The 18,251-nt window shown below is 38.1% G+C and carries 21 protein-coding genes; all 21 read right to left on the bottom strand.

All coding sequences use genetic code 11. The features are described 5' to 3' along the window. Window positions 1–1,722 (bottom strand): ABC transporter ATP-binding protein, encoded by a 1,722-nt coding sequence (locus LCY76_RS23060; protein WP_248254836.1) that lies wholly within the window; start codon window positions 1,720–1,722, stop codon window positions 1–3. Between the two features lie 20 nt (window positions 1,723–1,742). Further along, window positions 1,743–1,922: a hypothetical protein gene (locus LCY76_RS23055; RefSeq protein ID WP_248254835.1), complete on the bottom strand. Its 180-nt coding sequence runs from the start codon at window positions 1,920–1,922 to the stop codon at window positions 1,743–1,745. Next, window positions 1,915–3,663, bottom strand: a complete 1,749-nt coding sequence (locus LCY76_RS23050; protein WP_248254834.1) for an ABC transporter ATP-binding protein — start codon at window positions 3,661–3,663, stop codon at window positions 1,915–1,917. Before LCY76_RS23050 ends, LCY76_RS23055 begins: the two co-directional genes overlap by 8 nt. After that, window positions 3,663–4,643 (bottom strand): hypothetical protein, encoded by a 981-nt coding sequence (locus tag LCY76_RS23045; RefSeq protein WP_248254833.1) that lies wholly within the window; start codon window positions 4,641–4,643, stop codon window positions 3,663–3,665. Before LCY76_RS23045 ends, LCY76_RS23050 begins: the two co-directional genes overlap by 1 nt. Window positions 4,644–4,762: 119 nt before the next feature. Then, window positions 4,763–5,893 carry an aminopeptidase gene (locus LCY76_RS23040; RefSeq protein WP_248254832.1) on the bottom strand — a complete coding sequence of 377 codons (1,131 nt, stop codon included), beginning with the start codon at window positions 5,891–5,893 and terminating at the stop codon, window positions 4,763–4,765. A gap of 9 nt (window positions 5,894–5,902) precedes the next feature. Then, window positions 5,903–6,841, bottom strand: coding sequence for a hypothetical protein (locus LCY76_RS23035; protein WP_248254831.1), 939 nt, complete (start codon window positions 6,839–6,841; stop codon window positions 5,903–5,905). Beyond that, entirely contained in the window at window positions 6,841–7,722 is an 882-nt protein-coding gene (locus tag LCY76_RS23030) for a serine aminopeptidase domain-containing protein (protein ID WP_248254830.1), read from the bottom strand. Before LCY76_RS23030 ends, LCY76_RS23035 begins: the two co-directional genes overlap by 1 nt. Before the next feature lie 14 nt (window positions 7,723–7,736). Next, complete coding sequence (locus LCY76_RS23025; protein ID WP_248254829.1) at window positions 7,737–8,534, bottom strand: alpha/beta hydrolase; 798 nt, start codon at window positions 8,532–8,534, stop codon at window positions 7,737–7,739. Window positions 8,535–8,537: 3 nt separating this feature from the next. Continuing rightward, window positions 8,538–8,933: an ApeI family dehydratase gene (locus LCY76_RS23020; protein ID WP_248254828.1), complete on the bottom strand. Its 396-nt coding sequence runs from the start codon at window positions 8,931–8,933 to the stop codon at window positions 8,538–8,540. An 11-nt stretch (window positions 8,934–8,944) separates the two neighbouring features. Further along, a complete protein-coding gene (locus LCY76_RS23015; protein WP_248254827.1) occupies window positions 8,945–9,343 on the bottom strand; it encodes a 3-hydroxyacyl-ACP dehydratase FabZ family protein in 399 nt (132 codons plus the stop codon). Window positions 9,344–9,348: 5 nt separating this feature from the next. Further along, the gene (locus LCY76_RS23010) at window positions 9,349–10,092 is read right to left on the bottom strand and encodes a class I SAM-dependent methyltransferase (RefSeq protein ID WP_248254826.1); all 744 of its coding nucleotides are present in this window, start codon (window positions 10,090–10,092) and stop codon (window positions 9,349–9,351) included. Between the two features lie 35 nt (window positions 10,093–10,127). Beyond that, entirely contained in the window at window positions 10,128–11,195 is a 1,068-nt protein-coding gene (locus tag LCY76_RS23005) for a class I adenylate-forming enzyme family protein (protein WP_248254825.1), read from the bottom strand. Between the two features lie 341 nt (window positions 11,196–11,536). After that, window positions 11,537–11,776 carry an acyl carrier protein gene (locus LCY76_RS23000; protein WP_248254824.1) on the bottom strand — a complete coding sequence of 80 codons (240 nt, stop codon included), beginning with the start codon at window positions 11,774–11,776 and terminating at the stop codon, window positions 11,537–11,539. Next, window positions 11,763–12,665 (bottom strand): PDZ domain-containing protein, encoded by a 903-nt coding sequence (locus tag LCY76_RS22995; protein ID WP_248254823.1) that lies wholly within the window; start codon window positions 12,663–12,665, stop codon window positions 11,763–11,765. The genes LCY76_RS23000 and LCY76_RS22995 overlap by 14 nt, the downstream gene beginning before the upstream one ends. After that, window positions 12,658–13,827, bottom strand: a complete 1,170-nt coding sequence (locus LCY76_RS22990) for an NAD(P)/FAD-dependent oxidoreductase (protein ID WP_248254822.1) — start codon at window positions 13,825–13,827, stop codon at window positions 12,658–12,660. Before LCY76_RS22990 ends, LCY76_RS22995 begins: the two co-directional genes overlap by 8 nt. A gap of 59 nt (window positions 13,828–13,886) precedes the next feature. After that, the gene (locus LCY76_RS22985; RefSeq protein WP_248254821.1) at window positions 13,887–14,411 is read right to left on the bottom strand and encodes a hypothetical protein; all 525 of its coding nucleotides are present in this window, start codon (window positions 14,409–14,411) and stop codon (window positions 13,887–13,889) included. A 387-nt stretch (window positions 14,412–14,798) separates the two neighbouring features. Continuing rightward, window positions 14,799–15,446 carry a helix-turn-helix domain-containing protein gene (locus LCY76_RS24085; protein WP_248254820.1) on the bottom strand — a complete coding sequence of 216 codons (648 nt, stop codon included), beginning with the start codon at window positions 15,444–15,446 and terminating at the stop codon, window positions 14,799–14,801. 74 nt (window positions 15,447–15,520) lie between these two features. Further along, complete coding sequence (acpS, locus tag LCY76_RS22975) at window positions 15,521–15,919, bottom strand: holo-ACP synthase (protein ID WP_248254819.1); 399 nt, start codon at window positions 15,917–15,919, stop codon at window positions 15,521–15,523. Continuing rightward, on the bottom strand, window positions 15,916–17,121 hold the full coding sequence (locus LCY76_RS24080) for a glycosyltransferase (RefSeq protein WP_248254818.1): 1,206 nt from the start codon (window positions 17,119–17,121) through the stop codon (window positions 15,916–15,918). Before LCY76_RS24080 ends, acpS begins: the two co-directional genes overlap by 4 nt. Then, on the bottom strand, window positions 17,114–17,833 hold the full coding sequence (locus tag LCY76_RS22965) for a sugar phosphate nucleotidyltransferase (RefSeq protein WP_248254817.1): 720 nt from the start codon (window positions 17,831–17,833) through the stop codon (window positions 17,114–17,116). The genes LCY76_RS24080 and LCY76_RS22965 overlap by 8 nt, the downstream gene beginning before the upstream one ends. Then, entirely contained in the window at window positions 17,830–18,186 is a 357-nt protein-coding gene (locus LCY76_RS22960) for an HAD hydrolase family protein (protein ID WP_248254816.1), read from the bottom strand. Before LCY76_RS22960 ends, LCY76_RS22965 begins: the two co-directional genes overlap by 4 nt. Window positions 18,187–18,251 lie beyond the last annotated feature (65 nt).

The following is an 18,251-nucleotide window of genomic DNA, read 5'->3' as shown; positions in this document are numbered from 1 at the left end:
CTATGCCTCCTTATCTAATTCTAGTTTCTTCGCTTGTATTGTAGAAAGGTGGAAAAAATCCCCTTGTTTCTCCATCAATTCTGAATAGGTTCCCATCTCGCGGATTTGTCCATTGTTTAAAACGATGATTTTATCTGCTTCTTTTATCGTTGCTAACCGATGCGTCACCATGATAACAGTCTTGTTATGGAAATGGTTAGTAAAGAGGTCGACTATTTTCTTTTCGGTTTCCAGATCCTGACTTGATGTCGCTTCATCTAAAATGATAATATTTACATCTTTGAGCAAAGCCAAAGCGATGGTGAGAAGTTGTTTTTCTCCGATGGATAAGCCATGGACCTCTTGTACTCGATGCCCTCCGATAGTTTCAGCAAGGCTTACAAACCCTAAGTTGGAGACAATTCCTTGCAACTGATCTAATTGTTCGCTCGTTAACTCATTTAAATACTCGATTTCAAATTCGTAGCTATGTTGGTCCACATAAGCAATTTGGCTTCTCAAGACCCTTTTGTTCACATCATCGATATTGGATTGATCAATCAAGATCTCTCCCTCATCTAGAGGGTAAAACCCTAATAATAGATTGATCAACGTACTTTTTCCTGTTCCTGTTTTTCCAACAATGGCTAATGTCTTACCACGCTCAATAGATAGGTTGAATTGCTGAATGACCGGACGCCCCTCGTAGCTAAAGCTAGCATTTCGAAATTGTATGTCCCCCTTGAAATCCCTTTTTTGAGACATTGGAACCTCATATTCAACTTCATTGTTTTCATATACTGAAAAAACACGTCTAGCAGATTCTAAGGACGTTAATGACTGGACCCATTGTGAGTTGATCCCTCTAAAAATATTAAAAATACGCCTAGAATAATCAATTAAGAGATAGACCACGCCAACTGTGTACTGTCCATCGAGAATCTTTCCGCCAAAAAACAGTAAAACTCCAGCAATCAAAACTCCTTGAAATAAACCGTTAAAGTTAACATCCGTCAGATGTAAAATATGCATCCTTTTAAGCATGTTTTGGTAAACATGGTTGTTGGTTTGTGAGTATTCTTTTTCAAGATGTTTTTCAGCGGAATTCAATCGGATGATCGAAAGGTTTTTAAGCATATCAACCATCATTACATTCAATTGGTTCAATTGAGATTGAATTGTTTTTACATAATGATTGACGGGTGCATTAATAAGATAATTAAGCACCAAAAAAACAATCGGAACCGATAGTGCCATTGATGCAAAAAAAGGATTTATGAAAAACAATACACTGTAAATGCCGAGTAATTGAAGAACACTAACAACAAACCCGCCAAGGAAGTTATGATACAAATCTTTAATGTTCTTTATTTCATTCATAGTCTTATTTATAAGGTCGCCTGTAGGGCTCTTGTCGTAGAATGATTTTGGAAGCCTATCCAAGAAGTGAATAAAATCATTTCTTATTTTTTCAACCACATGAAAGATGTAGTTTGAAAAGAAATAATCATGACCGTAATTAAGGATCCCCGAGCCTGTGATCAAAAGCAAAAAGATGACGATTCTCATAAACAATTCCGGATTAAATCCAAGAGTGGTAAACCCATCCAATAGAACTTTTACCATATATGGAACGAACAAATCAGCGCCCACTGCAAGAATTAACAACCCATTACTAATAAGAAAGGGTTGTTTATATAAAAGGATGTAATGGAGCAACCGGTTAAGTGTCTTGTCTTTCATGTTACCCTCCCTTCAAGGTGTTATTTCTGAACATTTACAGCAGATTCCCATTCAATAAGACTTTGTGTGATTACTGCTGAATCATCAGTAATACCTTGTTTCTCTAATCTCTCCTGCCTTGCTTTTAAACGAACTGTAGAATCATGTTCAATTTTAGTAACTATACGAATTCCATCTTTAAATTTGAAGTATTCAATCATGTTGGTTTTCCCTTCCCTCTTCCAAGTTCAATATGGTTAACTGTTTGGATTTGCTGTACTGTTTTGCATACCACTTCTCTGCCTCCATTAGGCTCTGATGGCTTCCACTTTCAACTATCTTTCCGTCCATCAAAACAACAATTCGATCTGCAACAGAAGCCTGTTCCAAGTTATTTGTAGCAAAGATGATCGTTGTTCCCTTTCTCGCATTCATGAGATTGGTAAAGATCCTTAAAGAATTTTCAGCATCCATTGAGGAAAAAACATCATCAAGTAAAAGAAGGTCGCATTCTTTCAAAATAGCTCGAGCGAGGGATAGTTTTTGATGCTGACCACCAGAGAGGTTTTTTCCATTACCGCCAATAACAGACTCCACTGAAAGGTTGGACTTCTTAAGTTCTTCATCAAGAGCTGAAATAGATAAGACCTCAGATACTTGCTCTTCAGTTGCCTCAGGATTTCCCAACTTTACATTTTGTAAAATGTTCTTTGAAAGATTAGCCGGGTGTTGAGGACAATAGGAGACAACGGCGGACAATTCCTTTTGGGAAAGAGTTTCGACAGCAACGTTCGATAACAAGGATTTTCCTTCCCCGCCTTTTAGTTCGCCAGCGATGTACTGTAATAATGATGATTTCCCACTGCCTGTCTTCCCCACAACTGCAATGGTTTCGCCTTTGTTTACATATAGATCAATGTTTTCCAACCTGGTTATTCCGTCAATTTTCAAATTGAATTTTTCGAAACTAATGGAATCAACTGACTTCATCTTTTGATCTTGTTTTTTTCTTGGTGGAGAGGACAGTTCTCGATTAAAGCGAGAGGCACTGGCATTTCCTTGTTGAAAAAGATTAATGAAGTCACCAAATGCTGTCACGGGCCAATTTAAAAGATTGATATACATCGTAAAGGCAATAAGTTGACCGATTGTCAATTCATCTACCGAGATCAAATAAGCCCCATATCCAATGGCAATGGCATAGCTAGTCCGAAGAAGCGTTGTGACCATGGGCTGATACAGCTTTGCTGTTTTATTAAAGTCAATACCTGCCTCTTTCCATCTTCGGTTAGCGTCATTAATTTTCTTTTTATATACGTGCTCAAGACTATAAATCCTGATCAGTCGGATCCCTTCAAGAAAAACAGATAAATCAGCGTTTAATGCACTTTCCTTTGACTGAAAATCAACCGTTTTCCTGTGAGTCATCTCCCCAAGTTTCTTGACAAAATATATGATGAATGGCATTGGAACAAGGGAGGCAAGTGTTAACTTCCAACTAACAAACGTACTCATTGTAAAAAGAACAACCCCAAAACCAATCACCGTACTCATAAAACTTAAAATTCCAAAACCATACGCCACTCCGATATTGGAAATATCTGTGTTCATGAGTGTCATGGTATTCCCTGAACGCTTGTTTTTTAACGGTAGATAGTTCAGTGTACGAGAAAAAAGGCTTTGCCGTAATACTTTCTGGATAAAGAACTCTCCCCCAAATAAGCTAGAAGACCAAATATAGATCACAATATAATGCAGCAGAGCAATGCCAAAGAGAGGAAGTACACCTTGAAAAAGGCCTTGACGGGTGAGATGATGCTTTTCGATTTCATCAATGAGGTTTCCAATAATTTTGGGAGGAATGACATTTAGAATTTCCGATGCGAGAAGAAAAACAAAGGCCAAACTGTACAAGAGGGTTCTTTTGGTTAAGTAATGCTTATAAATCTTTATAAGTTCCATCAACTCATCCTAACTGAGTCCAACAGGCCCACTAGGGCTGCTTTCTCCATGTCTTTGATCTCATGTAATTTAGTGTTTAATTTCAAAAAGGCTTTCTCTTCCTTCATCCACATGTATCTTAAAACGGAATTCTTTAAAACCGCTGCTTTTTGATGTAGTTGCTCTAGGACTGGGAGTACACCACGTGGTACGTTCGTCATTGACGCTAATAAACGAACCATTTTTAAGAGAACCAATTTATGTTCAGATAATAATTGGAAATTTGTAATTGCTAGCTCCCTTTCGACCTGTTTGACGGAATTCAAGTGATCGAGTAGCAGTTGATAGATGTCCATACCGAATACAAGAGAATCATCTCTATCCGCTTCAAAGTGTTTAAATGAATCATAGGAGTTCACGTAATCATTCAAATAGGAAATGATCTGCTGTTGAATAGCAGTTTTTTCTTCAGGAGGAGATTGAGCGAGTTGATAGAAATAGACTTTTTTTCTTTCGGCTTCTGTCGGATTTGCGAAAGCCAAAGCCGTTGTAAGATGGAAGGACGTAATTGTCTTTTTCTCAAACAAACCATTCTTATTGACTGCCAAGTAATGAAACAATTTTGTGTCATCATCATACCCATAGATAAGCGTATCGTTGGTCTTATATGAACGGAAATAAAGGTTTTGGTATTGGAGATAATATTGATCCAGATATAATCGTACATAACTCTTGTTTTTAAGCGCATCAATGATGATTTTGTCGATGTTTGAAGTCGAAGGAAACTGAATTCCCTGTACATTGAAGAAAGGGGTGGTAAGCTTGTTCAAATTGTGGAACTGAAAAAAATCTAGCAACTGGCTCTTTGTATTACCGACCAGCTGCAAGCTGCTTGATAGAAACCAATTCTGTGCATGTGTATCATGCAACATGGACAAAGTGAAAGCATGATCACTTTTGGATGTGATGACAGGATCATTTAATTCTAAAAAGATTCCCATTTAACCTCTCCCTCTACAAACTTAATTTTCATACACTGTTTTTGTATGACATAAGTGATATCAACTGCTGAATGTCTCTCAAAACGATATTACGGTTAAAAACCAATGAATGTTTCCTCTTAAACTCTCAGCCTACCGTTCTGATATTCTACTCCATTCAAATTTTCTAGATCTTTCGGCACGAACAGGCCGTCCTTCCTTATAAGCTCCTCGTCGAAATACAAGGATCCTCCTCCATAGGAAGATTGTTGATTCAAAACAAAGTCTAGGTGGATAGCTGATTCGTTGCCATTATCCGCCATAGGAAAGGCTTGACCAATCGCAAGATGGATGCTTCCACTCATTTTTTCATCAAACAAAATATTATTCATCGGTTTAGTGATAAAGGGATTGAGTCCGATACCAAATTCTCCAATATAAGAAGCACCGTCATCTGTTTCTAAAATACTCTTTAGTAGGTCTCGGTCATTTCCGTCATACGAAACGATTTTTCCATCTACAAATTCGAACCTTACATCCTCAATGACATGGCCTTGAAAATAGGTTGGGCAATTGAAGTGGATCGTACCATTAACCGAGTCCCGGATTGGGGCTGTAAAAATCTCGCCGTCTGGTAAATTGTATCTCCCATCACACATGAATGAGTCGATGTGCTGGATGGAAAACGTCAAATCAGTACCAGGTGAGGAGATCATTACTGTTTTAGTTTTACTTAACCTTGTCTCCAACGGTTTAACGTCTTCTGAGAGCTTTTTGTAATCCATTGCACATGATTTGTAAAAGATTGCTTTAAGCTCTTCGGATCCCAGTTTCGCAAGCTGAGCCATCCCTTTTGTGGGATAGCGCATCAAAATCCATTTGTTTTTCCCTAGATAGTCCAATTGTAATTTCTGTGAGAAATATTTTTGGTAAAGCTGGTGTTGATCTCTAGGGAGATCATTAAATTCATAAATATTTTCTTCTGCCTTTAAACCGATATAGGCATCCATACCCTCTGCTCTATATTGTTCCTGATGTAACCAAAGTGTGAGACTCTCCTTAGTTGCACCGATAATGAGTTTTTTCAAGTTTGAAATGCGAGTACTCTTTAAATAGGGAGAAGCTCCTGCATGATAAACTTCTTTGATTAATTGATTGCTAAACTCCTCAGCATCCCCTTCTACATCAATCAGAACCTTTTCACCTTTTTGGATCTCAAGGGAATGATGCACCACTCTTTTCGCAATGAAAGATAATTCTTGTGTTGACAACAATCGAACTCACCTCCCTGCTTTCAGTAGAGAAACTAAATGCTGTTCAATCTGAACAAGTTCTCGTACCTTTTCCGAAAGCATTTCATTTTTTAGTCTTCTACGAAGGATGGCTTTATTTAAGGTATTTCGGATTTGGTTCGAGGCATCCGAAGATGCTACGGCTGTTTCCACAATCACTTTGTCCATATCAATAAACTTCGCAAACTTTGAAAACATCTCTCTAGAACCAGAAAGAAGTGTATAGGCGGCACTTAATTGTTGTAAAGTATCTATAAAATCAACTTCCTCTTTTGAAACCAAGAATTCAAATAGATGGTTATGGAGTCTGTGGGAATCCTCAAACGTGTCCAAATGTTGGTTGAACAAATGTTTGGCTTCTTTTTGAATGTCTTTGGTCGATCTTTTTTCAATCTCCTCAAAAAATGTAATGTTACGAAATCCAGTTCCTTCACTAAAGCATTGATCCACCAACGACCAAGGGTACTTAAAATGTGAGAATATAGGAGCCGCTTCATCTAAAATATTAAAATCTCCATCCGGTGCCATACCATTTATCATTAAAGAATGGGGAGATCTTTCTTTCTGGTAGCTTCGGTGACGGTGGGGAACGTGGAACACTTCTACCGATAAAAACACCACTTCCCCTTTCTCGATGAGACGACTGATCCCATATCGTAATGGATCTAATGATTCGGCATGGACGTTCCTCTTCTTCACACCGATCAATGGCCAATCCTCTTGTTGAAACCCTAACTCATCAAAGTGCCACCTTGATTTCTTTTGATTAATGATTTGTTCATATATTTCATCTGACGTATCTAAACAGCTATAATATAAAGCCTCGACATGGAAACCCTTGTGCTTTAAATAACTAACATACTGAACCTTGCTGCAATCCAGATAATTCAAATCAAACATTGAAAGTTCGTTAACTGTTAATCCCATCACTTTTCACCCTGATCCATGACTCGATTTGAAATGAAACTAGGAGCTTTTTGTTTAACCAGCTTGGTAACCTTTTCAATCAGTTGGTCCATCGCTGCAGGATGTTGATAAAAATATTTCACATGATCTAATGTATCGACTTTTGCATGCGGGAGGCTGTGTATTTGCTCCAACCCCTCGTTATCGTGTTCACCTAAAAGGATGGTTACATCCTTTACGGTTTGTAGCTCCTCCTTCAAATCAAACTCATTAAGTTCCTGTATCAGTTCATATGATAATTTTTGTCCATGTAAATAGAGCATGTGCCCACCTAATGAAGTGACAAACTGATATTGAGCGTTGTCAAAATCACTAAGTGTGTAATAATCATACCCAGGGATCAATACTTGAGAATCGATAGCTCCATTCTGCTCTAATACCGCCAAAGACACCTTTGAAAATAACTCTGAGGCTTTCGGAAACTTAAATAACGGTGGAGAAATGCAAATCACCTTTGCATTTATTGAAAAATACTCCCAGCACAACTTGCTTAATCTGCTGGCAACAAAAGAACCAATTCCATTTCCAATGAGATAAATCGTTTTGGGACGGAACTGCTTATAACAATCTTGCATAACAGTTAGTCCATCCTCGATCATTGAGTTTAGGGAGTAATCCCCCAGCTCTCCAAAACTGTCCCCATGCCCTCGATAATCAAACTGAACACAGGTTTGTCCACTTTGGCCCAAGACTTTACGAAGATTGGAAAATAGATAATTCTTTTCGCTCATAGCTTGACCAAGCCCCGGAAAAGAAATAGTCAATGTATCACACTCTTTACTACCGTACTCAATCACACCGTAGATCTCACTCTTTTTACCAAATGTATGTTGTTTCCACAAACTCCTTCATCCCCCTATAGATGCATAAGATGTTCTCGTAACCAAGCACCGGATACACCCATTAACTGATGTTCTAATGACTCTGAAGTAAATAAGTGACCCGCACCAGCAATGGTATGTGTTCGATGTACATCAGCATTTTGATATAAAGGAATGTTGGAGGTATCAAGATATTCCTTTTCTTCCTCCACCAAAGGGTCGTTTCCACCGAAAACAAGTAAAGAGTTTCCTACATACTGGTTTAATTCATGAAGGATATCCATCCCTTGAAGATCTTTATAAAAATCAAGGCTGTTCCATAAACCAGCCCACGGCATTACCAATTTATTTGGTTGCGTTTTATGTCTGATGAATCGCGGCTTTTTAGCATTGGGATAATTCCCACCATATTCATTAAAGAGCGGGCTCCAAATTAAAAGGTTGGTGACGTTCGTACGATTGGCAGCCATGAGCGCCATCCTTGCTCCATCGCTAAAACCAAGGTATGCCACTTTTTTTTGATCCACAAACTCAAGTGTTTTTGCATACCGATACGCCATTTCGATATTCGATACCTTTGTTGTGGTGGTCATATCGTGATAAAACCCGTCACTAAGCCCCATGCCGTAATAATCAAAACGAAGGGTTGCTATTCCTTGTTCTGCGAGCTGGCGCGCAAACTTCACGGCCAGACGATGTACTTCGTATCGTTCTCCGTTCTTCCCTGGACAATAAATGACCAAAGGACAAGCAGACTGGAGACCTTCAGGTATATGTAGAATACCAGCTAACTTTCCTTGATTTTCAAGTTCTACGAATCTCTCATTCGCCATATGTTACTCCTTTTGATAAATCAGTTTTACCCTTACGACAATTGATCCGTCGACCTCACCCGTCCCTTTAAAAAAAAGCTGCCCATCCCTTTCCTCTCGGACAAGGGAATAACGGATGGTACTACCTGGTATCAGGGGTTTGAGAAACCTTGATTGGATATCCCGAAGAGAATAGCTCTTCAGTTGAATCAATTGTTGTCTATCCGCAAGTATTAATGTCTGTTTCATCCCTTCAATCATTAAAATACCAGGATAGACACTATAATTTTTAAAATGACCAAGAAGAAAAAAGTCACTGTTACTAATGAGTTTACTGCTCTCGATTCGATTCGAGGTATTCATTCCAAAAAATTCATCAATCAAACACCAAGGCTTTGGAAAATGTTCTCCTAATTTCATTTTGTACTCTCCTATGAGATACCGACGGTTAGGGTTCCTCTTAAAACCGTTTGTTGATGCACCAAGATACTTCCTTCAATAACCGCTTGATCTTGTAACAGCCTAAGCGGTTTAATTTTATACGTTATCAATTGACCGGGTTCGACCCGAGATAGAATGGTCGCATTGATTGCTCCTAATACAGGAAATTCATCTTTTTGTAATGGGCGAGTCTCCAATTGTGTAAATATGACTGCGCTTTGTGCCATTCCTTCCATAAGGATGGATTCGGGAATAGGGGTTTGATTCGGTAACCAATTAAGACGATTGGTATCAAATTTCGATACCAATATCTCCCCTTTCCTATAAAGTTCCACCTTATCAACTAGACGCAGCGGATACTCATGAGGCAGCAATCTAAGATAGTCCATCTAGATTATCCTTCGGTCTTCTGCAGTTTTAAGATCATACGAGGACTGTCTGGAGTGTAGGCCTGACCATCAAAAAAACCGAATAGATCCTTGAGAGCTAAACCGGCATTTTCATTCATATGGATGATTTCAGAAGAGGTGTAAAGTCTTAAATTCAATACAGATTGTTTCTCAACTCCGTCTTCATGCCATTTAATTACTTCATTCCAGCGTCCTGAGACATAATCGAAATTCCGATTACTCCACACCAGCTTATTATTCATGCGGTACCAAGTTTGCTTAGATAAATTTTTAACTTTAGCTTCCCTGTTTTCAAGGTCCTGAATAAATAGTCCGTCAGGTTTAAGGGCTTGATGAATTTTTTTCAAGATCAATTGATCATCTTTTTGTGACTCGATGTATCCAAAGGCTGTTCCGAAATTGATTACAGCATCAAATTCCTCAGTAAAATCCATTTCGCGCATATCACGATGAATAAATTCAATGTCTACGTTATGCTCTTTTGCTCTTCGTTTTGCTTCCTCCAAGAGATCTTTAGCACCGTCTAACCCAGTAATCGAAAATCCTTTTTGAGCAAGAGGGATAGAAATCCGACCTTGACCGCATCCTAAATCAAGGATTCTGGCTCCCGGTTTAAGGTTTAATTGCCTTACAATGAATCCAATTTCGTAATCTGTGCGCTCCGATGTCAGAATTTCTTCCGAAAACGTCAAATAGTCTGACGAAAAAAACGACTTCCATTTTTCCATTTACTCACCTGTTTCCTTTTTTTATATTTTGTCAATTAAATCACTGTTCTTCTCAGCTTACCCGTCTCAGTTTTCGGCATTTTTTGTTTTAATACAATTTCATCCGGCCATAACTTTTGATCCCAACTATGAATCTCTTTTCGTAACAAAGAAACTTGGTAAGCAGAACTTGGTACAATCCATGCCTCAAGGGTTACCTGCTTATCCTTGGATTCTCGCTTTATGACCATCGATTCATTGACGAAAGGACTTACATTGAGTAGTGACTCAATTTCTTCCAGTTGAATATTAACACCGTTTCGGATAATGGTATTATCCGATCTCCCATAGATAATAAGCTGGTTATTCCGTATCTCTGCCAGATCATTCGTATTCAGCCATCTATTCTTTTTTACTTGTCCGGTTAATTTCTTTTGTTTTACATACCCCTTCATGATGTTAGGGCCTTTGATGTGCAGAAATCCTTTCGACTGTTCAGGAAGCTTTCTGCCCTGTTCATCGAGAATTTTGATTTTGATTCCATTAAGGGGTATACCCACACAGCCTTCAACGAATGGTTCTGTATGAATCTTATGAATAGCTACACGTGGAGAAGCCTCTGTTAGTCCATAGGCATTATAGATGGAAACCGTTTTTGGAAGTCCTGCTCTGATTTTATGAAACTGGCCCTCATAGAGAATTTCTCCGCTTAAAACGATTGCTTTTAATTCCGTCAAATGAAGAAGTGAACGCAGTTCAAGGAGTTTTAAGGTAAGGGAAGGGGTCAGAAAGAGGATCGATACGGTATGTTGTTTTACGAGTTTGATAATACGTAGAGGCGAAGCAGAGGAATCTTTGAATAATAAGGTGCACCCTCCAAGCAAACCAGAAAAAATCTCTCCAGTGATGGAAGAAGCATAGGATAAAGGTCTTGTAACTAAAAGGCAATCCGATTCTTTTAAGTCCAACCGGTCTTTGATCTGCTCAGCATTGCTCAAAATGTTTTCGTAGGTCAACATTACTCCTTTTGGATTGTGAGTTGTTCCAGAAGTGTAAAGGACAAAGGCTACATTTTTAAGTTCTTTATAATGGGTCAGCCTATGGAGTCTTTGAACATTCTTCAAATGCCCTTCCTTGTTAAAATCTTCCGGCCCTAGATGAATACCCGAAAATTGTTGTTGAATATATCGAGACAAATTGGGACTACGCAACGTATCCACCGGAACCACCGTAATTTTCTCTAGAAAACACGCCAAAAAAACCGGGATGAGTTTCCACCCTATTGAAATATCAACTACTATAGCCGGTTGTCCATTGTTTTTTCGTTTGATTATCTTTAATATTGATCGATTTGATTTGGTAATCTCCTTGATTTGTTGATACGTAACAGACTGTCCATCTTCAAGTTGTACACACATCTTTTCAAGATTATGCCTATTTAGAATCCGATCAATGGCTTTCATAGTTACACCTGTTGGTTGATCCTTAAAGCGATATCCCCAATGGTAGTGGTACTGGTTATATCTAACAGATCATCCGGGAACTCGATGGAGAAATGCTCTTCGATCAGGACAACAAGCTCCATGAATCTTAAGGAATCAAAACCAGCCTCAAACATCGTCAAATTTTCATGTATGTCCTCCAGAGGAAGAACACCACAATGACGCTGACTCATCAATTCAAATAATTCATTAGTGATGTTCATGATGAGTCCCTCCTTTACCTGTCCATAAAGAATCAGAGGATGACCGTTGTTTCGCTAACATCTCCCTTTTCTCTTTAATATCACTGAACGTCTCGTTCTCTGTATTAACGAGTCCTGTAAACATCTCTTCTAATGAAAAGTTAACTACGGCAGTACGTACTTGTCCCTCTCTGAAATATTTGATAGGCACATTGTCTAACTTATCTCCATAGGAAGAAATGGTTTTTACAAATTCTTCATAATTCCTGGTTTCTTTATCCCCGATGGATAAGAGAACGTCACCATTTTTCAGGCCAGCTTGGGAAGCAGGACTATTGGGGAATACTTCAAGGAGATAATTTCCTTCTGCTTGGCAGCCTGTGGAAACTCTTTGTTCTTCATTGATCGTACAATTAAGAATTCCCAAGCGTGGATAGCTGAACAGAGGTGTTCTTAAATCCATACCTAATTCAAGGACAGATTTCAAGCTCATCATGGAACGTTGCCATCCGAATTTCATACATTCTTTAAACCATTGACCGAAGGTATCTATGCTAAATCCGTTTACAGATAGCGTTAGTTTCACAAACGTTTCATCAAGTTGTTCAAGAGTGGTCCTGGTAACGACTTTAAATTCTTGAACTGACCCATCTGGAGAAATCGATTTATACGAATCAAACACTTTAAAGGCTTGATTCTCTACATATTCTAAAACGATCTGTTCATTTTCAATGTCTCCGTAATTCAAAAAAAATCGATCCCCAACCTTTGGAGAAGAGGCATCTCCTGAGGATTCAGATTTATAAGTAAGAAAAGTATTCATCCCTTCAGGGGTAGACACAGACCACCATACTTGCTCAATCGGTGCCTCCAGATATGTCTCGATTTGAAAATAGGATTGTTTATTCATGTTCATCCTCCTGTAAAATTTGAAGAATAGCTTCAGACCTGATGGTTAAATTTTTGGCCAGGCTCGGAAAAGTGCAAAGCATACTTGTAGCGCTATTTTGTGATTCTGTAATAGCTGTTTTATGGAGAGCTTGTGTCTTTTGAGAGGCGTAAAACTGAGGATAAATCCGTTCATCTCTGTACTTCTTATATTCAGTCATAACATCGGTCCAGCTTTCTTGGTTGCGAAGGTATTTATCGAGCTGAATCGCCAAAACTTCTGAGGTGCATATTGCATTATCTATACCTACACCACTGATTGGATGGATATTTGCACTTGCATCTCCTACCAGAACCCATCCTTCACCATGTGTATTTTTGACATAACTATTGATACGTTTTATTCCCTTCAAATTCCCCTCCAGGGATAGGTTGGTAATACGGGGCGATAACATATTTAGCTTGGATATCTTACAACTAAATTCATCTACATTACACCATGATTTAAAGTTTGAAGGATGAAACATAAAGGCAATGCAATGCTTTCCTCCATCTATTGGATTACAAATGGCGATCGAGTCTTTCGTCCAATACCATTCTATCGTCCCTACCGGGAGAGGCTGTATGCCTGAAAAATACCCATATAAAACCGCTAATTCATCAATGGAGCTTTGTTGTTCTATTCGTGCATTTGTGAGAGAGGCAATTGTAGAGTTACGTCCATCGGCACCAACGACCACTTTCCCTTGATATCTTTTTTCGTTTCCATTTTCATCAATTCCAATAACACCAGTGATTTTCTCATTGCTTTTTATTACATCCTTGATGTTGATGGCTAACTCAACCTTAATGTTTGGAAGTTTTTTTACCTCTTCCATCAAATAGGAATCGAGCAATTCTCGCCTCACGCTCATTGCCCTTTCCGTAACAATAAGATCTGATTCAAATAAATGGCTGTCTACATTTACACGGAACCTCGTGAGAAAGGGAGCCCCACTGCTGTTCATCCTCTTTTCTATTCGCAAATGTTGATAAACATCAACCTCACCGATTATATGTGTGGATAGCGTCGGTCCTACATGTGTTGCCCGGTCCACTAAGAGTATGTTATACCCTAGTCGTCCAAGAAAGATTGCTAAAGAAGCTCCTGAACACCTTGCTCCAACAATTATGAGGTCATACATTAGTAAACTCCTTTTGAAAAATAAAGGGCCATAATATGACCCTTTATCCTTTTATTTCTTTAGTTAGATTGCAAGCAGCTGTAAAGTGTACCCACTTGCTGATCGTTAGCATCAAAGATTGGAACAACGTCTTGAGAATTGAATGTTGCATCTTTTGGAGGAAGACCAGTGATATGGCCTTTCATGTGGATAGGTTGTTTGTTATGGAAATTCCCCTCTGGTGTTTCAATGACCCAGTATAGGAACGATTCTGCATCTACCCCATCAACAATTACTTTGTTAGCTGGGATGGTTGCATGTGCTTTGATTGGTGCTCCTTGACCGTTAAGACCTCCACGCACTCGAATTTCTGCATTAGGCCAAAGTGTTTTTGAAGCAGCTACCAAATCAACATTCTCAATTTCAATTTCAACGTTTACACCTGACTTAAGATTGAAATTGGAATCACTAACTGTAAATTCTGTTGGACGGACTTGATTAAAAACCAATTCTTCACGACGCCCATCTACCAATTCTAAAATGGTGCGGCTTGTAGATGTTTCAAGTGATAACTTCTTCTTTAAAACCTTTTGTAAATTTTTCAATTTAAAACCCTCCTTAGTTAGTGGTGTCCCGGAACACTTCTATCATGTCATAAAGAGGAGAGTGGACGCTCTGTTTTAAAAGGGCTGAGTTTAGTTTTTTTATGTTCACTTCACCTCAAAAAACTGCTTAAAATGGGTTGTAGGGCACTTATGAATGTTTTAGGAAAATAGTAAGTTTTCGAATGGGAGCTAAGGATGTTTTTTAAAGAAGAAAGAGAAAATCGCTTGCTGTACGTTTTATAACCTATCATAGGGAGATGTTTTATAAACGGAGGATTTATGAGGGGTGACTGCTTTGAAGATGTATGAGCACGAACGTCTTATTTAAACAAAAGCCGGAACCAATATAATGAAGGTCCAGCTTTCCTTAAATTTTGATGCATTATATTATCTCTTAGAATCTTTCCTATCTACATAGACTCGTTTCTTATAATTCAAGGGACTTATTCCCTCCATTTTTTTGAAGGTTTTAGAGAAATGCGTTAAGTCGCCATAACCTACCTTCTTGCATGTATAGGTTACGGAAAAGCCATTTTGCAGCATTAATTTAGCCTTGTTAATTCGTTGCTTAATCAAGTATTGCTTAATACCAATTCCATAGTACTTTTTAAATATTTTTGAGAGATAGGATGAACTTATGTTAAATTTCTCTGAAACAGTTAATAAGTTAAAAGAGCTGTTTTCAATATTTTCATGTAGATAATTAATGATCGACGGAAGAAGACTGTCGTATTTTTGATTGGAAGATTTCACAGTCGACATTAATCCCACGGTTTCCAAATAGTTATAGATGGGAAGTAATTTATTTCCTTTTATTCCGATAAAAACGACATAAGGAGTTTCAGTAAATTGATTCAACATCCATTCTACGGGTAAGGATTGGTTTGCTGAGAGAAAAACCACCATGCTATAGAATGTATTTTTTTTAACTTTTTGTACTAATTCATCAAATTGTTCTGCAGTCTTGACTTGGTTGATTTCTAAGACTTCACTTTCCCTTTGAAGATCTAATGGAGTAATACTAGCATCTAACACGATAAGTATCTTCAGTTTGGTCACACCTTACTATAAATTAATCAGCATAAAAGCCTATGGAGTCAACGTTTTGATTAAGATTTATAACAGGGGGAACTTTTGTCTACGCTTAACACAACCATACCCGTTGCATAATCCTTTGAATGGGAAATACTAGCATCAACTTTTATATTCAGTAGGTTACATTTCGATTTAAGTTCCCCAGTTAAGTTTATATATGGCTTACCATTGTGAAGATTTATAATTTCAATTTCTTTAAGAGATCTCACGTTTTGAATTCCTGTTCCCATGGCTTTTAAAAAAGCCTCTTTTACAGCCCAACGCCCTGCCAAAGATTGAATAAAATTCTTCTGCCTAGAGTATTTCAATTCCCGCTCTGTAAATACTTTCTCTAAAAAAGCCTCCTCTCTTCTATCGACCACTTTTTGAAACTGTTTTAGTTCTTGTAAATCAATCCCTACACCAAATATCACTTAGATTCCCTCTTTTGTTTTCTTTTAAGTATGGAGTTTGCTATATCAAAAGCACGTCGTTCACCTTTATATTTTCTACTTGCTATCTCGATATTGTAATCTCGTAAATTAGCAGAATAAGATGGATCACCGATCATATACTTAAGCATCTTAATAAAATGATCGTCTGTCACCATATCGGGCAACAAATAGTCGCCTACACCTAGTTGGCTTATTCTTTTGGCATTAAAATAACGTTCACTATGGGTCGGAAGGATGAGAGAAGGAACTCTATATTTAATGGAGGAAAGACAACTTCCATGGCCTCCATGATGGATGAACAATGAAGCATTTTGCAGCATGTGAGTGGTGAAACTAGGAACCACCTTAACATTTTCATGTATTTCTGAGGAAAGGGCTGTTAATGATTCGTTTGTAGCGAGGATAAATTCTTGATCTGGTAATTGTCGACTGGCATTGATGACCTTTTCAACAATTTTTATGCCCGTATCACCAGCCGAATCTCTAAGGCGTCCAGGATAAACGAGGATATAGTTGTCCTTAAAGCTATGGTTGGATTTATACTGTAAAAAGTTCGAGTCAATAGGCCCTACATATTCGACAGTTGGATTGTCGATCGGATCGATTTCTGGAAAGCTGGGTACAATGGTTTTGTCCCCAACACATAAATCCTCCATACGATTTATGGGATCAAGTCCTAATTGATCTAATATTTGATTAAAAACAGGCGTCACTTTAGGAAGATTTCGTGGCACCTCCCCTTGAAATGGTAATCCATCAGGATGTAAGCAACTCTGTACAAGGGATAACACAGGGATCTTTAAGTACTTTGCAGCAATCATAGTATGCGGGCTTAAATCGGTGACGATTAGATGGGGCCTATAGGTTTGTATAATCTTTATACGATTCATAATCCATTTTTTCGTGTAATTTGGATCCAAAAAGCCCATTTGAGCAAAATAATGATCCAAGTTATAAAAAACAGGACCAGGTTCAATAGTAAGCCGTGAATCGGGTAGGGTTTGGTCGTCATCGGCAAAAACTCGATACCCTGATTTCTTCAAATGCTTCCTAGCGTTATCATCATAGACACTAAAACAGACTTCTGCTCCGGCATTCTTAAATTCCTCAGCAATGGGGAATGTTCGAGTAACTGGACCTAAACCTCCACTTAATCCAATAAAAACTTTGTAGTTAAACACTATAAACCCCCTCATCTAAAAAGTTCTTTAACTCAGTAGGTGTCCCTAAAGGAAAACAAGTTTCGACCTCTGATCCAAGAAAGACATCACCATTAGAAATCAGATCCTGAATTACATGTGAAATATAGATCTCGTTATTTGTTTCCCTTTGTTCTAATCGTTGAATGGTGTAATCAATGAACCTTTTGGTCTGTGTGAAATAATAAAGTCCAGTAGAAGCATTAGTGGAAATTACAGCTTTTTCTTTGATCCTTTTTACTATAAGGTCTTGATCCATTTCAACATAGCTATAAGCGGTGTTTTCTGATTTAAAGGTAAAAACCACCCCTTTCTCATCTGCATCCATTATGCTTTTTTCTAAATTAGGCGCCATTTGAAAGGTATCCCCATTAAATATCAATAAGGGTTTATTCTCATCTAGAAAAAGTTGTGCTTGTAAGACGGACTCTGCTTGTCCGTTAGTAGGAGTATTGCACTCAATAATTGTGGCATTCGGACAGTATTCATAAATTTTCCTTTTTAAATCGGTTGTTTTCAAATGTTCTCGGAGACACACAAAAATGGGAGAAGATTTCTTGAGGAGAGGTTTAATACTTCGAAGAGCCCAATAAAACATTGGGAATCCCATGACGTCTACCAGAATTTTAGGAGTGGTATAGCCTTCTTTTTTAAAACGTTCTCCGTTTCCAGCTAACGGAATCACAATGTTCATGAATAAACTCCTTTATGAATCTGATATTGGATATCTTCCCAATTTGTAAATCTATGAGCAAGGTCATCTATATAAACGTGGCCATAGGGTTTCCCAAATACTAATTCATCGTAAGGAACATTGTAGTTCTTAAGCCATTCAATGGTTAGATCACCGATATCAGCGGTCACCTTACCAACATTTCCGGAATGAGTTCTCATCCTTCGAGCAGTATATATCACAATTTCATGCCCTAAATCCTTTAACGCATGGAGTGTTTCGATTGCATTTTCTTTTGGCTTAACGTCTTGATATGTTTCACCTGTTTTTTTCAATTCGCAAATGGTACCGTCTAAATCGACCACTATTCTCATTAATTTCATATCCCCCTCAATGCCGTTACGTATGAGTAACAACAAAAGTAATTGAATCCTTTTTA

Source organism: Fictibacillus marinisediminis, from assembly GCF_023149135.1.
Lineage (GTDB): Bacteria > Bacillota > Bacilli > Bacillales > Fictibacillaceae > Fictibacillus_C > Fictibacillus_C marinisediminis.
This window is presented reverse-complemented; position numbering and strand designations above follow the sequence as displayed.

Excerpts from the sequence above, each read along its gene's own strand:
- LCY76_RS23050 (WP_248254834.1), bottom strand. The coding sequence starts at position 3,663 with ATGGAACTTATAAAGATTTATAAGCATTACTTAACCAAAAGAACCCTC.
- LCY76_RS22965 (WP_248254817.1), bottom strand. The coding sequence starts at position 17,833 with ATGAACATTGTGATTCCGTTAGCTGGAAACGGAGAACGTTTTAAAAAA.
- LCY76_RS23015 (WP_248254827.1), bottom strand. The coding sequence starts at position 9,343 with ATGGACTATCTTAGATTGCTGCCTCATGAGTATCCGCTGCGTCTAGTT.
- LCY76_RS23025 (WP_248254829.1), bottom strand. The coding sequence starts at position 8,534 with ATGGCGAATGAGAGATTCGTAGAACTTGAAAATCAAGGAAAGTTAGCT.
- LCY76_RS22960 (WP_248254816.1), bottom strand. The coding sequence starts at position 18,186 with ATGAGAATAGTGGTCGATTTAGACGGTACCATTTGCGAATTGAAAAAA.
- LCY76_RS23020 (WP_248254828.1), bottom strand. The coding sequence starts at position 8,933 with ATGAAATTAGGAGAACATTTTCCAAAGCCTTGGTGTTTGATTGATGAA.
- LCY76_RS23060 (WP_248254836.1), bottom strand. The coding sequence starts at position 1,722 with ATGAAAGACAAGACACTTAACCGGTTGCTCCATTACATCCTTTTATAT.
- LCY76_RS23055 (WP_248254835.1), bottom strand. The coding sequence starts at position 1,922 with ATGATTGAATACTTCAAATTTAAAGATGGAATTCGTATAGTTACTAAA.
- LCY76_RS22990 (WP_248254822.1), bottom strand. The coding sequence starts at position 13,827 with ATGTATGACCTCATAATTGTTGGAGCAAGGTGTTCAGGAGCTTCTTTA.
- LCY76_RS23045 (WP_248254833.1), bottom strand. The coding sequence starts at position 4,643 with ATGGGAATCTTTTTAGAATTAAATGATCCTGTCATCACATCCAAAAGT.
- LCY76_RS23035 (WP_248254831.1), bottom strand. The coding sequence starts at position 6,841 with ATGGGATTAACAGTTAACGAACTTTCAATGTTTGATTTGAATTATCTG.
- LCY76_RS23010 (WP_248254826.1), bottom strand. The coding sequence starts at position 10,092 with ATGGAAAAATGGAAGTCGTTTTTTTCGTCAGACTATTTGACGTTTTCG.
- LCY76_RS22995 (WP_248254823.1), bottom strand. The coding sequence starts at position 12,665 with ATGAATAAACAATCCTATTTTCAAATCGAGACATATCTGGAGGCACCG.
- LCY76_RS23000 (WP_248254824.1), bottom strand. The coding sequence starts at position 11,776 with ATGAACATCACTAATGAATTATTTGAATTGATGAGTCAGCGTCATTGT.